12 protein-coding genes are annotated in these 14797 nt (G+C 71.5%); 10 read left to right on the top strand and 2 right to left on the bottom strand.

Going from position 1 to position 14797, the window contains the following annotated elements:
* The first annotated feature begins 616 nt into the window (after window positions 1-616).
* From TCUR_RS16310 to TCUR_RS16265, 10 genes are all read left to right on the top strand, one after another.
* Window positions 617-820 carry a hypothetical protein gene (locus tag TCUR_RS16310; RefSeq protein ID WP_148233040.1) on the top strand — a complete coding sequence of 68 codons (204 nt, stop codon included), beginning with the start codon at window positions 617-619 and terminating at the stop codon, window positions 818-820.
* A gap of 481 nt (window positions 821-1301) precedes the next feature.
* On the top strand, window positions 1302-2222 hold the full coding sequence (dapA, locus tag TCUR_RS16305; protein WP_012853632.1) for a 4-hydroxy-tetrahydrodipicolinate synthase: 921 nt from the start codon (window positions 1302-1304) through the stop codon (window positions 2220-2222).
* A gap of 61 nt (window positions 2223-2283) precedes the next feature.
* Window positions 2284-3969, top strand: coding sequence for a ribonuclease J (locus tag TCUR_RS16300; RefSeq protein WP_012853631.1), 1686 nt, complete (start codon window positions 2284-2286; stop codon window positions 3967-3969).
* A 111-nt stretch (window positions 3970-4080) separates the two neighbouring features.
* On the top strand, window positions 4081-6726 hold the full coding sequence (locus TCUR_RS16295; protein WP_012853630.1) for an FtsK/SpoIIIE family DNA translocase: 2646 nt from the start codon (window positions 4081-4083) through the stop codon (window positions 6724-6726).
* 235 nt (window positions 6727-6961) lie between these two features.
* Window positions 6962-7708 (top strand): helix-turn-helix domain-containing protein, encoded by a 747-nt coding sequence (locus tag TCUR_RS16290; RefSeq protein WP_012853629.1) that lies wholly within the window; start codon window positions 6962-6964, stop codon window positions 7706-7708.
* A gap of 94 nt (window positions 7709-7802) precedes the next feature.
* The gene (rimO, locus tag TCUR_RS16285; protein ID WP_012853628.1) at window positions 7803-9257 is read left to right on the top strand and encodes a 30S ribosomal protein S12 methylthiotransferase RimO; all 1455 of its coding nucleotides are present in this window, start codon (window positions 7803-7805) and stop codon (window positions 9255-9257) included.
* Window positions 9254-9877, top strand: a complete 624-nt coding sequence (gene pgsA / locus TCUR_RS16280) for a CDP-diacylglycerol--glycerol-3-phosphate 3-phosphatidyltransferase (protein ID WP_012853627.1) — start codon at window positions 9254-9256, stop codon at window positions 9875-9877. Before rimO ends, pgsA begins: the two co-directional genes overlap by 4 nt.
* Window positions 9878-9952: 75 nt before the next feature.
* Complete coding sequence (locus tag TCUR_RS16275) at window positions 9953-11251, top strand: competence/damage-inducible protein A (RefSeq protein WP_012853626.1); 1299 nt, start codon at window positions 9953-9955, stop codon at window positions 11249-11251.
* A 110-nt stretch (window positions 11252-11361) separates the two neighbouring features.
* Entirely contained in the window at window positions 11362-11745 is a 384-nt protein-coding gene (locus TCUR_RS16270; protein ID WP_012853625.1) for a helix-turn-helix domain-containing protein, read from the top strand.
* A 115-nt stretch (window positions 11746-11860) separates the two neighbouring features.
* On the top strand, window positions 11861-12334 hold the full coding sequence (locus TCUR_RS16265) for a Dps family protein (protein WP_012853624.1): 474 nt from the start codon (window positions 11861-11863) through the stop codon (window positions 12332-12334).
* A gap of 312 nt (window positions 12335-12646) precedes the next feature.
* On the opposite strand, the gene TCUR_RS16260 is transcribed toward TCUR_RS16265, so the two are convergent.
* Both TCUR_RS16260 and TCUR_RS16255 read right to left on the bottom strand, forming a co-directional pair.
* Window positions 12647-13426, bottom strand: a complete 780-nt coding sequence (locus TCUR_RS16260) for a DNA-formamidopyrimidine glycosylase family protein (RefSeq protein ID WP_012853623.1) — start codon at window positions 13424-13426, stop codon at window positions 12647-12649.
* 11 nt (window positions 13427-13437) lie between these two features.
* Window positions 13438-13902, bottom strand: a complete 465-nt coding sequence (locus TCUR_RS16255; protein WP_012853622.1) for an RrF2 family transcriptional regulator — start codon at window positions 13900-13902, stop codon at window positions 13438-13440.
* Window positions 13903-14797: the final 895 nt, after the last annotated feature.

The raw sequence follows: 14797 nt of genomic DNA, 5'->3' as shown, positions 1-14797 counted from the left end.
TCATCTCCTGATGATCGTGGGTGACGGGGCCAGGCTATAGCGGACCGCGGCGGGACGGTCCGATTCCGGTTCTGGAACGGTCCCGGCGGACGGGATGCGCTGTGCCCGTCATCGTCTCCTCTTGGGTGACCGGACCAAGCCGTCATGTGCCCTACGATGGGTCACGGCCGACAAAGTCCCTGGTGGGACGGCACTTCGCCGGGTGCGCCGAGCCGGTGGCGCACCTCATCGCAAGACCGCGTCACGGTGTTCAGAGCAGAGGGGTGCCGGCCTGCCGGCCGCTGACGGGCCGGGCCGGGGAGCCGTGCGGCGCGGTCTCGACTCCCTCGCACAACCCCCACATGGCTTTCCGCAGCGCGTCGTTGTGCCGCGAGTGGACGGTCGAGGGGCGGCGGCAAGAGCGATACCGCAAAGACCGGCTACCGATCGCGCCAGAAAACTCTAGCCAGTCGGTCAGCTGGCTTGTAACGTTCCCAAATAGACATTTTCGCAGGTGAAGGCTGTGCATGGCAATGCTCGCGGCAGGGTAGATCCCACGGCGGATCAGCGGCCGATGGGGGTCGGCGGCCGGTCGGACACAGGCGCAGTCTCGACTGTGGGGAGCGAGGTCGAAGAGATGGAGGACACCACAGCACAGGTGACCCACCGGCTCGGCGAGCTGTCGGCCGAATTCTCCGGGTGGAGGTTCGGCCGGGGCGGCTCTGGGCACTGGTGGGCCGTCCGGGGCAACGAACTGGTGCGCACGCTCAGCGTCGAGGAACTGCGCGCCCGGCTCCGTGAACTGTCCGACGCCGATCCCAGCCCCGCGAGCACCGGCTGAACGGGCCCGGCGGGGCTGAAGGGGGTGCACACCGGTCAGGCCCGGGTGATCACGTGCCCGGGCCCGGCCATGAGGCGCGCCCGCCATCTGAGCGGCGAATCCTTTTCCGCAGACCGCCTGCGGGTGCGCAGTCCTCGGGGCGATGCCGTGACCTGTGACGGCACCGGGGCTCCCGCCTCCGAGGTGCGGGATCGGGCGCTGAAAAGCACGGCCCGAAGGGCGCGGCGGGCCGCGGGGCGCCGCCGTTATCCGATTGAGTCCCGGCGTTACTCAATTGAGTCGAAAAATCACCGGTTTTCCCGCCGTGGCGCGGCTTTTTCATGTCACGATGTCGGTGTAGACGCCGCGGCTGTACGTACCCCCGAGCGCACAGCCGCGGCGTCTCTTCGTGCTCTGCCCCATGCCCTTGCGCCGCGCCCCGCCCAACGGCAGGCGCACCTGTGGGCGCGGCGGCACCGGCCGTGACGGTACCGTTCGAGGCATGGCACCCACTACTGCAAGTGACGCGCCGTTCGGCCGGATGCTGACCGCGATGGTCACCCCGATGACCCCCGACGGCGAGGTGGACTACGACGGCGCCGCCCGCCTGGCGGCCTACCTGGTCGACGAGCAGCGCAACGACGGCCTGGTCGTCAGTGGCACGACCGGCGAGGCCCCCACCACCAGCGACGAGGAGAAGGACCGCCTGCTGCGGGCGGTGCTGGAGGCGGTGGGCGACCGCGCCACGGTGGTGGCCGGTGTGGGCACCAACGACACCGCTCACACCCTGGAGCTGGCCCGGCGGGCCGAACGGGCCGGGGCGCACGGGCTGCTGGTCGTCACGCCCTACTACAACAAGCCCCCTCAGGAGGGCCTGCTGGCCCACTTCACCGCGGTCGCCGACGCCACGGGGCTGCCCAACATGCTCTACGACATCCCCGGCCGCACCGGTGTGCCGATCCACACCGACACGCTGCTGCGCCTGGCCGAGCACCCCCGCATCGTCGCCGTCAAGGACGCCAAGGGCGACCTGTTCGCCGCCTCCCGGGTCATGGCCGCCACCGACCTGGTCTTCTACTCCGGCGACGACAACCTGAATCTGCCCTGGCTGTCAGTGGGAGCCGCCGGGTTCGTCAGCGTTATCGGACATGTCGTCGGGGCAGACCTGCATGAGATGATCGAGGCGTACCGAAGCGGCGACACCGGCCGGGCGCTGGCGATCCACCGCCGGCTGCTGCCCGTCGTCACCGCCATCATGACCCGCACGCAGGGCGCCATCGCCACCAAGGCGGCCCTGGGCCTGCTGGGCCTGCCGGGCGGTACGTTGCGGCCGCCGCTGGCGCCGGCGACGCCGGAGTTCGTGGCGCGGCTGCGCGAAGACCTCGCACAGGGGGGAGTCAAGGTGCAGGAGGTTGAGGCATGAGCGCACGCACGAAGTCACGGCCCATGCCCCAAGGGCGGCCGGGCCGCCGGGTGGGGTCCCCGTGAGCCATCCGCACCCTGAGCTCTCCAGCCCGCCCGCCCTGCCGGAGAACGGACTGCGCATCGTCCCGCTGGGCGGCCTCGGGGAGATCGGCCGCAACATGACGGTGTTCGAGTTCGGCGGGCGGCTGCTCATCATCGACTGCGGCGTGCTGTTCCCCGAGGAGGAGCAGCCGGGCGTCGATCTGATCCTGCCGGACTTCGACTACATCCGGGACCGGCTGGACCAGGTGGAGGCCGTGGTGCTGACCCACGGCCATGAGGACCACATCGGCGGGGTGCCGTTCCTGCTGCGCGAGCGGGCCGACATCCCGCTGGTGGGGTCCCGCCTCACCCTGGCGCTGATCGAGGCCAAGCTCACCGAGCACCGCCTGCGGCCGGTCACCATCGGCGTCACCGAGGGCGAGCGGCGCTCCTTCGGCCCGTTCGACCTGGAATTTCTGGCGGTCAACCACTCCATCCCCGACGCGCTGGCGGTGGCCGTGCGCACCCCCGCCGGGCTGGTGCTGCACACCGGCGACTTCAAGATGGACCAGCTGCCGCTGGACGGACGGCTGACCGACCTGGGCGGTTTCGCCCGCCTCGGCGCCGAGGGCATCGACCTTTTGATGTGCGACTCCACCAACGCCGAGGTGCCCGGCTTCGTCACCAGCGAGCGCGAGATCGGCCCGGTGATCGACGAGGTGTTCCGCACCGCCGACGAGCGGATCATCGTGGCCTGCTTCGCCTCCCACATCCACCGGGTGCAGCAGGTGCTGGACGCCGCCGCCGCCAACGGCCGCAAGGTCTGCTTCGTCGGCCGCTCCATGGTGCGCAACATGGGAGTGGCCGGCGAGCTGGGCTACCTGAAGGTGCCCGAGGGCATCCTCATCGAGCAGCGGCAGATCGACGACGTCCCGCCCGACCGGCTGGTGCTGGTGTGCACCGGCTCCCAGGGCGAGCCGATGTCGGCGCTGTCGCGGATGGCCAACCGCGACCACCAGATCCGCATCACCGAGCGCGACACGGTGATGCTGGCCTCCTCGCTGATCCCCGGCAACGAGACCGCCGTCAACCGGGTCATCAACGGCCTCACCCGGTGGGGCGCCCGCGTCATCCACAAGGGCAACGCGCTGGTGCACGTGTCCGGGCACGCCTCGGCGGGCGAGCTGCTGTATGTGCTCAACCTCACCAAGCCCAGCAACTTCATGCCCATCCACGGCGAGTGGCGGCACCTGAAGGCCAACGCCCGCCTGGCCGCGCTGACCGGCGTGCCCGAGGAGAACATCGTCCTCGCCGAGGACGGCGTGGTGGTGGACCTGGTCGACGGGCGGGCCTCCATCACCGGCGCGGTCCCCGCCGGCTACGTCTACGTCGACGGCCTGTCGGTCGGCGAGATCACCGAGACCTCCCTGAAGGACCGGCGGATCCTCGGCGAGGAGGGGTTCGTCTCCATCGTCGTCGGCGTCGACGCCTCCACCGGCAAGGTGGTGGCCGGCCCGGAGATCCACGCCCGCGGCGCCGGCATCGCCGATGAGGACTTCGAGGAGGTCATCGAGCGGATCGAGGAGGTGCTGCAGGAGGCCGCCGCCGAGGGCGTCAACGAGCTGCACCAGCTCAGCCAGCTGATCCGCCGCACCGTCGGCCGCTGGGTCAATGAGAACTACCGCCGCCGTCCCATGATCGTCCCGGTGGTGGTCGAGGTCTGACGGCGCGTCCGCCGCCGGCGGACGCGCCCGGCGGATCCTTCCCGGCCGCCGCGACACGCGGGATCAACCGATTGCAGGGCATCCGTTGGGGTGCTCGCTACGCTCGTCACCATGGCCACACGTGCGTCCGGAGGAGCCCAGGGTTCCTCGCGCACCCCTGGAAGCCCGCGCACATCCGGCACCGCGCGTAAGGCCGCGAGCAGGACGGCCCCCGCCGGGCGTGCCGCCGGCACCACCAAGACCGCGCCCGTCCGCAAGACCTCCACCGGGCGCGCCGCGGCCCGCAAGGGCGCCGCGGCGCGCCGGCCGGCCAAGAGCGGGCGGTCCTCCCGCCGCCCGGGGCCGCTCGCCCGGCTGATCATCGGCTTCCTGCGGCTGCTGGCCGGGCTGTACCGGGCGCTGGCGGGCAGCGTGGGCCGGGGGGTCAGGGCCTACGGGCAGGGGGCGCGCGAACTGGACGCCGAGCACCGGCGCGACGGGCTGGGAGTGGCGCTGCTGGGCGCCGCGATCGTGCTGGCCGCGGTCACCTGGTTCCGGCTCCAGGAGGGCGTGGTCCTCATCGCGCTGGAGACGGTGGTGTGGGGCGCCTTCGGCAGGCTCGCCGTGGTGCTGCCGGTCGTGGTGGCCGTCCTGGGATACCGGACGCTGCGCCACCCCGAACGCAACCGCGACCTGGGCCGGGTGGTGATCGGCGCCAGCGCGCTGGCGATCTGCGTGGCGGGCCTGGTCCACCTGGCGGCGGGCCTGCCGTCCCCCGCCGAGGAGATGGGCCGGGTCCGCGACGCCGGCGGGGTGCTGGGCTGGCTGGTGGCGGCCCCGCTCAAGGCGCTGTTCAGCACGTGGGTGACGGTGCCGCTGCTGCTGCTGGGAACCGTCTTCGGCCTCCTGGTGGTCACCGCGACCCCGGTGTACCGCATCCCCGAACGGCTCGCCGCCCTCAAAGACCTGGTGATGCTGCGCGAACGCGCCGGCGAGGACCCGGAGGCGGGCGAGCGGCCCGAGGAAGAGCCCAAGCCCAAGCAGCGGCGCAAGAAGACGGCCGCGGCCCGGCGGCCCTCCGACGAGGACGGCCTGGACATCGGCGAGCACTCCAAGCCGTACGACACCCCCGTCCTGGAGGAGCGCCCGCAGGATCCCGCGCCCCGGCGGGACCTGGCCGACGACCTGTTCGAGCCCGAGCCCGAACCGTTCCTGGAGCAGCCGGAGCGGAGGGCCCCGGCGCTTCCGGAGGTTCCCGACCCGACCCCGGCGCCGCGCCATGCCGAGCAGCTGCCGTTGCCGTCGCCGTCCGGCGACTATGAGCTGCCCGATCTGTCGCTGCTGCGTCCCGGCACCGTGGCCAAGCCCCGCACCAAGGCCAACGACATGGTGGTGGCGGCGCTCACCGAGGTGCTGGAGCAGTTCGACATCGACGCGCAGGTGACCGGGTTCACCCGGGGTCCGACGATCACCCGCTATGAGATCGAGCTGGGCCCGGCGGTGAAGGTGGAGAAGGTCACCGCGCTGACCAAGAACATCGCCTACGCCGTCAAGAGCGCCGATGTGCGGATCATCTCCCCGATCCCCGGCAAATCGGCGATCGGGGTGGAGATTCCCAACGTCGACAAGGACATCGTCAGCCTGGGCGACGTGCTGCGCTCCCCGGCAGCCCTCAACGAGCGGCACCCGATGGTGGTGGGGCTGGGCAAGGACGTCGAGGGCCGCACCGTGGTGGCCAACCTGGCCAAGATGCCGCACATCCTCATCGCCGGGGCCACCGGCGCCGGCAAGTCCACCTGCATCAACGGGCTGATCACCTCGGTGCTGATGCGGGCCACCCCCGATGAGGTGCGGATGGTGCTGGTGGACCCCAAACGGGTCGAGCTGACCCTCTACCAGGGCATCCCGCACCTGATCACCCCCATCATCACCGACCCCAAGAAGGCCGCCGAGGCCCTGCAGTGGGTGGTGGGGGAGATGGACCGCCGTTACGACGACCTGGCGGCCTCGGGCTTCCGCCACATCGACGACTTCAACAAGGCGGTGCGGGCCGGGCACCTGAAGCCGCCGCCCGGCAGCGAACGGGTCTATGAGCCCTACCCCTACCTGCTGGTGATCGTGGACGAGCTGGCCGACCTGATGATGGTGGCGCCCCGGGACGTGGAGGACGCCATCGTCCGCATCACCCAGCTGGCCCGCGCCGCCGGCATCCACCTGGTGCTGGCCACCCAGCGGCCCAGCGTGGACGTGGTCACCGGGCTGATCAAGGCCAACGTGCCCTCCCGGCTGGCGTTCGCCACCAGCTCGCTGGCCGACAGCCGGGTCATCTTGGACCAGCCGGGCGCCGAGAAGCTGGTCGGCCAGGGCGATGCGCTGTTCCTGCCGATGGGCGCCAGCAAGCCGATGCGGATCCAGAACGCCTATGTCTCGGAAAAAGAGATCATGGGCGTGGTGGAGCACTGCAAGAAGCAGAAGGAGCCCGCCTACCGGCCCGAGGTCATCGAGTCCGCCGCCCCCAAGCGGGAGATCGACTCCGACATCGGCGATGACCTGGAACTGCTGCTGCAGGCCATTGAACTGGTCGTCACCACGCAATTCGGCTCCACCTCCATGCTGCAGCGCAAGCTGCGGGTGGGATTCGCCAAGGCGGGCCGGCTGATGGACCTGATGGAAAGCCGCGGCATCGTCGGTCCCAGCGAAGGCTCCAAGGCGCGTGACGTGCTGGTCAAGCCCGACGACCTGGCCGAGACGCTGGCCCGGGTGCGCGGCGGGGGATGAGGCCGGGGGACGGGCCGCATGCGGCGGCCGAACCCCTCCTGCGATGGGTCTGGACGCGGCTTCCGGGACGTTCTCCGAATGATGCGAAATCTTGCCCTGTTTCGAACGCGTTGCGTATCGCTTAACGGGCATGCCGCTTCTTAGACTGGACCACACGGGAACGGTAGCGACGAAGCTGTGTTGTTCACCGTGATCGGCCCGGCACGGCCGATCTGCAATTCCGGGAGGGCGCGGCGTGAGCATCGGTGAGACCTTGGCAACCGCCCGTCAGACAGCAGGTCTCACCATCAGTCAGGTGAGCGAGCGGACCCGGATCCGGGCCAGCGTGATCCGCGGCATCGAGGCCGACGACTTCGCCTCCTGCGGCGGCAACTTCTATGCCCGCGGCCACATCCGCAGCATCGCCAAGGTCGTCGGGATCGACCCCGAGCCGTTGATCCGCGAGTTCGACCGCAAATACGGCGCGCTGGAACCGACGTCGGCCGCCGCGGCCTTCGAATCGGAACGGCCGGTGAAGATCGCCGAGCCTCGTTCGCCCAACTGGACCGCGGCCATGGCGGTGGCGTTGGTGCTGGTGGTGCTGTACGGGATCGTCCGGGTGCTGGACGGCGGCGCCACCGATCCGCAGACCGCCCAGCCGGTGGCGCAGCCCAGCCGGGCCGCCCTGCCCGCGCAGTCCGCCACGGCCACCCCCGCCCCCGATGCGGTGGCGGCGGTGCCCCGCAAGAACGTCCAGCTGCGGGTGAAGGCCAAGCGCTCCAGCTGGCTCAACGTCCGGGACGAAAAAGGCAGGCAGCTGTTCAGCGGGCTGCTGGCGTCCGGCAAGAGCATGGAGTGGACCGCCAAAAAGCGCATCTACATCCTGATCGGCAACGGCGGCGGGGTCGAGCTCACCGTCAACGGCAAGAAACTGGGCTCCCCCGGCACCGACGGCCAGGTGCTGCGCCTTGACTTCGGCCCCGGCGACCCGGAGGGCACCTGAGCGCCCCTCGCGGGGCCGGGGCCGCCCCGCCGGCGCGGACGCGAAGGTGACCACCCGGTCCGCCGGGCGCGCGGCGCCCACTACGGTTAGAGGCATGTCCGCTCGCCGCACTGTCTGCATGGTCACCCTCGGCTGCGCGCGCAACGAGGTCGACTCCGAGGAACTCGCCGCCCGGCTGGAGGACGCCGGCTGGACGCTGGTCGACGAGGCCGGCCAGGCCGGTGTGGTGGTGGTCAACACCTGCGGTTTCATCGACGCCGCCAAGAAGGACTCCATCGACACCCTGCTGGCCGTCCACGACAGCGGCGCCAAGGTGGTGGCGGCCGGCTGCCTGGCCGAACGGTACGGGGCCGAACTGGCCGAATCGCTGCCCGAGGCCGACGCCGTGCTGAGCTTCGACGACTACGCCCACATCGGCGAGCGGCTCGAGGAGGTCCTGGCCGGGATCCGCCGTCCCGCGCACACCCCCCGGGACCGGCGCACCCTGCTGCCGATCACCCCGGTCGCGCGCCGGGAGAAGGCCCGCGATGTGGCCATCCCCGGCCACGGCGAGCTGCCCGAGGGCCTGGCGCCGGCCTCCGGCCCGCGGGTGCTGCGGCGGCGGCTGGAGGGCGGCCCGGTCGCCCCGCTCAAACTGGCCTCCGGCTGCGACCGGCGCTGCACGTTCTGCGCCATCCCGGCCTTCCGCGGCGCCTATGTCTCCCGCGACCCGCAGGAGGTGCTGGCCGAGGCCGCCTGGCTGGCCGAACGCGGCGTGCGGGAGGTGGTCCTGGTCAGTGAGAACTCCACCTCCTACGGCAAGGACCTGGGCGACCTGCGGGCCCTGGAGAAGCTGCTGCCGCAACTGGCGGCGATCGACGGCATCGAGCGGGTGCGGCTGAGTTACCTGCAGCCGGCCGAGCTGAGACCCGGCCTGATCGAGGTGCTGTGCACCACGCCCGGCGTGGCCCCCTACTTCGACCTGTCCTTCCAGCACGCCAGCGGGCCGGTGCTGCGCCGCATGCGCCGCTTCGGCGACCGGGAGACCTTCGGGGAGCTGCTGGCCCGCATCCGCGACAAGGCCCCCGATGCGGGCGTGCGCTCCAACTTCATCGTGGGCTTCCCCGGCGAGACCGAAGACGACCTGGAGGAGCTGATGGCCTTCTTGAGCGAGGCCCGGCTGGATGCGATCGGCGTCTTCGGCTACTCCGACGAAGAGGGCACCGAGGCGGCGGCGCTGGACGGCAAGCTGGACGAAGAGGAGATCGCCCACCGGGTCGCGGAAGTGTCGCACCTGGCCGAGGAACTGACCGCGCAGCGCGCCGAGGAACGGATCGGCACCACCGTGCGGGTGCTGCTGGAGGAGCAGGTGGAACCAGGGGTCTTCGAAGGGCGGGCCGAGCACCAGGCTCCCGAGGTGGACGGCACGGTGCTGGTACGGGGCCGGGGTCTGGCCGTGGGCGAGTTCGTCACCGCCACCGTGGTGGACTGCGAGGGCGTCGATCTGGTGGCGGAGCCCGCACCCGCCGATGCTCCGGTGGCCGGGGTCGCCACGGCGGACGCGCCATGAGCGCCGTCGGGCCGGATTCGGCCGCCGCGCCCGGACCGGAGCAGGCGGCCGGCCGCTCCGGCGCCCCCCTGCCGCCTGCTTCGGTCAGCGTCTACAACGTCGCCAACCTGCTGACGCTGGTGCGCATCCTGCTGGTGCCGTTGTTCGCCTGGCTGCTGTTCACCGAGGGCACCGCGGGACGGATCGCAGCGCTGGCGGTGTTCGCCGCCGCCTCGATCACCGACAAGATCGATGGGGATCTGGCCCGCAGATACGGCCTGGTCACCGACTTCGGCAAGATCGCCGACCCGATCGCCGACAAGGCGCTGACCGGCACGGCGCTGGTCGGGCTGTCGCTGCTGGGCGAGCTGTGGTGGTGGGTCACCGCAGTGATCATGGTCCGGGAGCTGGGCATCACCGTGCTGCGGCTGGTGGTGCTCCGCCACGGGGTGATCCCGGCCAGCAAGGGCGGCAAGCTCAAGACCATGCTGCAGATCATCGCGATCGGGCTGTTCATCCTGCCCGGCCCGCTGGGTCCGCTGCGCTGGGCGGCGATGGCCGCCGCCGTGGCCGTCACCGTGGTCACCGGCGTCGACTACGTGGTGCAGGCCTGGCGGCTGAGGCGTGCCGCACCGGCTTGATGCGGCTCCGGCCGTGAGAGCATGACCACGCTTCATGGGGCGGGGGCGTCCCGACCGCCGGTGAAAGGGAGCGGCATGCGGGTCGAAGTGGTGACGGTGGGGGACGAGCTGCTGCTCGGCGACGTCGTGAACGGCAACGCCGCGTGGCTGGGCCGGAGTTTGGCCGACCTCGGCGCCGAGGTCACCGGCAGCGTGGTGGTCGGCGACGAACTGGAGGCGATCACCCGGGCCGTCACCGGGGCGCTGCGGCGGGCCGATGTGGTCATCGTCACCGGTGGGCTCGGCCCCACCTACGACGATCTGACCCGGGAGGCACTGGCCGCCCTGGCGGGCGTGGACCTGGTCCGCGACCCGCATCTGGAGGAGCGGCTGCGCGTCCGGGCGGCCAGGGCCGGGCGGACACTGGTGCCGATGGCGCTGCGGATGGCGGAGCTGCCCGAAGGCGCCGGCATCCTGCCCAACCCCGCCGGCAGCGCCCCCGGGCTGCGCGTGGAGCTGCCCGGAGGCGTGGTGTACGCGCTGCCGGGGGTCCCGCACGAGATGCGCGCGATCATGACCGAGACGGTGTTGCCGGAGCTGAGCGCCCGCCTGGGACGGACGCGCACCGCACGACGGACGTTGCGCACCGCCGGGGTCTGGGAGTCGGAGCTGGCCGCCCGGCTGGCCCCCGTCGAGGCGATGGAGGGGGTGCGCCTGGCCTACCTGCCCTCCCCGGGCGAGGTGCGGATCCGGATCACCGCGACCGGAGGCGACGCCCCGAAGCTGCTGGAACGCGCCGAGGCGATGGCGCGCCGGCTGCTGGGCCCGGTGGTCTATGGCGCGGAGGAGGAGACCCTGGAGCGGGTCGTGCACCGGTTGCTGGCGGAGCGGTCGGCGACGGTGGCCACGGCCGAGTCGCTGACCGGGGGGCTGCTGGGGGCGAGGTTGACCGACATGCCCGGTTCGTCGGTCACCTATGCCGGCGGCGTGGTGTCGTATGCCACGCGGTTGAAGCATCAACTGCTGGGCGTGCCGGCGGACCTGCTGGCGGCCGAGGGAGCGGTGCATCCCGAGGTGGCCGCCGCGATGGCCGCCGGGGTGCGGGACCGGCTGGGCGCCTCTTATGGGCTGGCGGTGACCGGGGTGGCGGGCCCGGACCCCCAGGACGGCCGCCCGGTGGGAACGGTCTTCATCGCCGTGGCCGAACCTGGCAAGGCTAACCCGGTGGTGAGGGCTCCGAACCTTCCGGTGCCCGAATCGGGCGCCCAGGCCCGCGGGCCGATCCGCGAAATGACCGTGGTGCACGCCCTTGACCTGCTAAGACGTATCCTCCTTGGGGTCGGGACCGGTCCGGATGCCCACCGGTGGGGGGAGGATCGGGAAGAAGCTGGCTGATTACAGCGTTACGTTCCCAGCGAACACGAAATCCTTGGTCTGCCGTGCTCGCCTGGTAGACAGGTACCGTGGAGAAGTCGAAGGTCCGAGACCCGGGAAGGGAGCGAGCGATGGTACTGCTTCGCCAGCTGCTCGGTGACGTACTGCGGCAGCTGCGGCTGCGCCAGGGTCGCACCCTTCGCGAGGTGTCGGCTGCGGCAAGAGTGTCACTGGGGTACCTGTCGGAGGTCGAGCGGGGGCAGAAGGAAGCGTCCTCGGAACTGCTCGCGTCCATCTGCAAGGCCCTGGGAGTGCCGCTGTCCCACGTGCTGCGGGAAGTCGCCGATCAGCTGGCGCTGGCCGAGCTGCAGCAGGAGCCGGTGATGGCCGGTGCCCCGCCCGCGCACGAGCGGCTCGGCGAGGGGCTGGAGCGGGAGACGATCTCGGCGGACTCCATCCCGTCCACGCCAGAGGAGATCACCGGCGAGTTCCGCGCCGACATGGTGGCCGCCTGACCGGCCGCGTTCGTCGCCTCGGCCGCTGCCGTGACGTACGCCGCGATTGCCCGCGGCTTTTACGGGGAGGGTCCTGAAGGTAAGGGACACCCGTTCGACACGGAAGGAGCCGATGATGGCGACGGTGATGAGCCCCCTGCGTGACGAGACCGCCCGGCGGACCACGGGAGAGGCGCTGCAGGGCGCCCTGGTCGATCTTCTCGACCTGTCGTTGGTGGCCAAGCAGTATCACTGGAACCTGACCGGCCCTCGCTTCCGGTCGGTGCACCTGCAGCTGGATGACGTGGTGTCGCTGGCCCGCAAGGCCGCCGACCGGGTCGCCGAGCGCGCGGTGGCGGTGGGGGTCAACCCCGACGGCCGGGTGCGCACGGTCGCCGACACCACCAAGATCCGCCAGCCCGACGGCGGCTACGAGTCCGACGACAAGGTGGTCGCCTCCATGACCGACATCCTGGCGCAGATCATCGCTCGCTTCCGGGAACGCATCGAGGCCACCGGGCGGACCGACCTGGTGACCCAGGACATGCTCATCGGCATCACCGCCGACCTGGAAAAGCAGCACTGGATGTTCGAGGTGCAGACCCAGTGAACCTTTTCAGCACCCGGTCTCGGAGGTCCGGGACGAGGGTCCTGACGGCCTTCGAGGCATGACGCGGCAGGTCAGGGCATCGGCCCCGACTGCGACGTCCCCGCGGGCGACCTGCGGGAAGGGTGTGTCGAAAAGGTTCGCCGACCGCGCCTGCGGTGAGATGCGCTGGACCCCGGCCCTGGAACGGGTCGGGGTCCAGCGCTTTGTCGGCCGGTGATGCCGCTCCCCGCCGCGGTCGGGGAGAGCGCATCCGGACACGGCCGGCGGGTTTTCAAGGGACGAGTGGCCCGGCATGCCGCCGGCCGCTTCTTCTCAGGGCGCGGCCTGGCAGCCAGGGCACCAGAAAGTGAGCCGCTCCCACCCCGGCGGCCCTTGCTCGGCCTGCTCGATCCGGGCGCCGCACCGGCGGCAGGGACGGCCCGCCCGCCCGTACACCCAGTGCGTGCGTCCGGGCCGCAGGTCACCGGTGGTGACGTGCCCGTGCCGGTTCTTGTTGGCCTCCAGCAGCCGGTGGGCCAGATCCACCAAGGCGTGCAGGTCCCCAGCCTCGGCGACCGGGCGCCAAGGGTGCACGCCGCGCAGGAAGCACAGTTCGCTTTTGTAGATGTTGCCGATGCCGGCCAGCACGCTCTGGTCCATCACGGCCTCGCCGATGGCGCGTTCGGGACGAGCGCGCAGGCGGCGCACCGCCTCCTGCGGGTCCCAGTCCGGCCCCAGCAGATCGGGCCCCAGGTGACCGACTGCGCACTCCTCCGCGGCGGTGGGCAGCACCTCTACGACGCCGAGCCGGTAGCCCAGCGCCAGATGGCGCTCGTTGCCCAGCGCCAGGCGGATGCGATGGTCGCGGGGCACCGGGCCGGCGGGGCGGATCAGCCAGCGGCCGTCCATCTTCAAATGGACGTGCACGCTCAGCCCGCCGTCCACTCTGATCAGCAGGTGCTTGCCGCGGGAGACCGCCTCGCGCACCCTCTGGCCGCGCAGGTCGGTCGTGGCGTAGCGGGGGACGCGCACGTCGCAGACCGTCAGCGCCCATCCGGCCAGCGCCCGGTGCAGCCGGCGGGCGGCCAGCCAGACGGTGTCCCCCTCCGGCACGGTGGACGCCTTCAGATCAGCGAAGGGCTCTGCCAGGCGGCCGGGTCCTTGGTGAGCTCGGCGACGGGGTCGGGCAGCTTGCCGGCGGCGATGTGGGCGAGGGTGACCGACTCCAGGATGCTGCGTTCGCTGGCCCGCAGCGCGATCCACACCTCCTGCAACGGGCGGGCCGCGCCCTGGTAGCCGACGTGCTCGGGACGCTCGCCGCGCACGCCCAGCAGCGGGCCGTCGATGGCGCGGATGATGTCGGCCAGGGAGATCTCATCGGCGGGCTTGGCCAGCCAGTAACCGCCGTCGGGGCCGCGCTGGCTGCGCACCAGTCCGGACCTGCGGAGCTGGCCCAGGATGTTCTCCAGGAACTTGGGGGGGATCTGCTGTGACTCGGCGAGCTGAACCGCGGTCACCGGGGTGCTCCCGGCCACCGCCAGCTCCGCGGCGGCACGCAGAGCGTAATCGACCCGGGCGGACAATCGCATGCCTCTAGTATCCCTTGCCGACCAGAGTGGTTGAGTTGCCGCCTCCTTCCACCGCCGCTGTGATCCAGGTAACAACGGTGTGGCCTGCGGGAAATCAGAGCTGACCGGCTGTTTCGGGGGGTGGTGAGGCCGAACGGCCCGGCCGCGGCGCGGGCGTCGGCACGGCTCGCCCCCAGGACCGCCGGATACGCTCCGCACACGGGCCGCCGGACCCGTCTTCGCCGCCCCCGATCGACCCCGGCGGTGCGTCCCGCGCCGTCTGGGACGGCTCCGGCGCTTTGGCCGCCGGCTCGCCAAGGCGCCAGGGCCCGGCGCCGCCGGGCCCTGGCGTGCCGCAGGCGCGAGCCGGACACTGCCCGGTCCTCCCGGTCACCCCCGTGCGCCGATGCGGTGCGTGGCCGCGCCCTTGAGGTTTCCACGCTCTACCCGATCACCGGCGCCGACCGCCGGGACCTCGACGGCGTCCATGCTCGGATGCCTCCATGGTCGAGCAGCCGTGTTGATCGGCCGTCAAATAACCATGAACGCCTTGTTACCGATCGGCCACTCACTCGCGACCGGCCCCGGCCGGGCCGCCGCGAGCACCCCGGCGGAGCCGGCACGATCACTTGCTCGGTGCGGTGCGGCGCGGCGGGACGGCGGGCTTGTGCCGCCGCGGATCGTACAGAGCACGATCGCGAACCGTCCGCGTGATCACCTGACGCTTGCGCCGCTGCGCGATGACCCACCGTGTCGTCGGTGTCATGACTGCTCCCCGTTCTGCGGCGGCTTCCCCCGGCCGCCGCTGCCCCGTTGCGTCACATGGTCCCAGAAAGCCTTTTGCCGCGGATCCACCCCAGGGAGGATTTACGTTCTCTCCGGGGAGGAGAGCAGAAGCTCACCACCCCCTGGGATG

This window comes from Thermomonospora curvata DSM 43183 (assembly GCF_000024385.1).
GTDB lineage: Bacteria > Actinomycetota > Actinomycetes > Streptosporangiales > Streptosporangiaceae > Thermomonospora > Thermomonospora curvata.
Note: the sequence above shows the minus strand (reverse complement) of the source record. Positions and strands in the feature narration are given on the sequence as shown.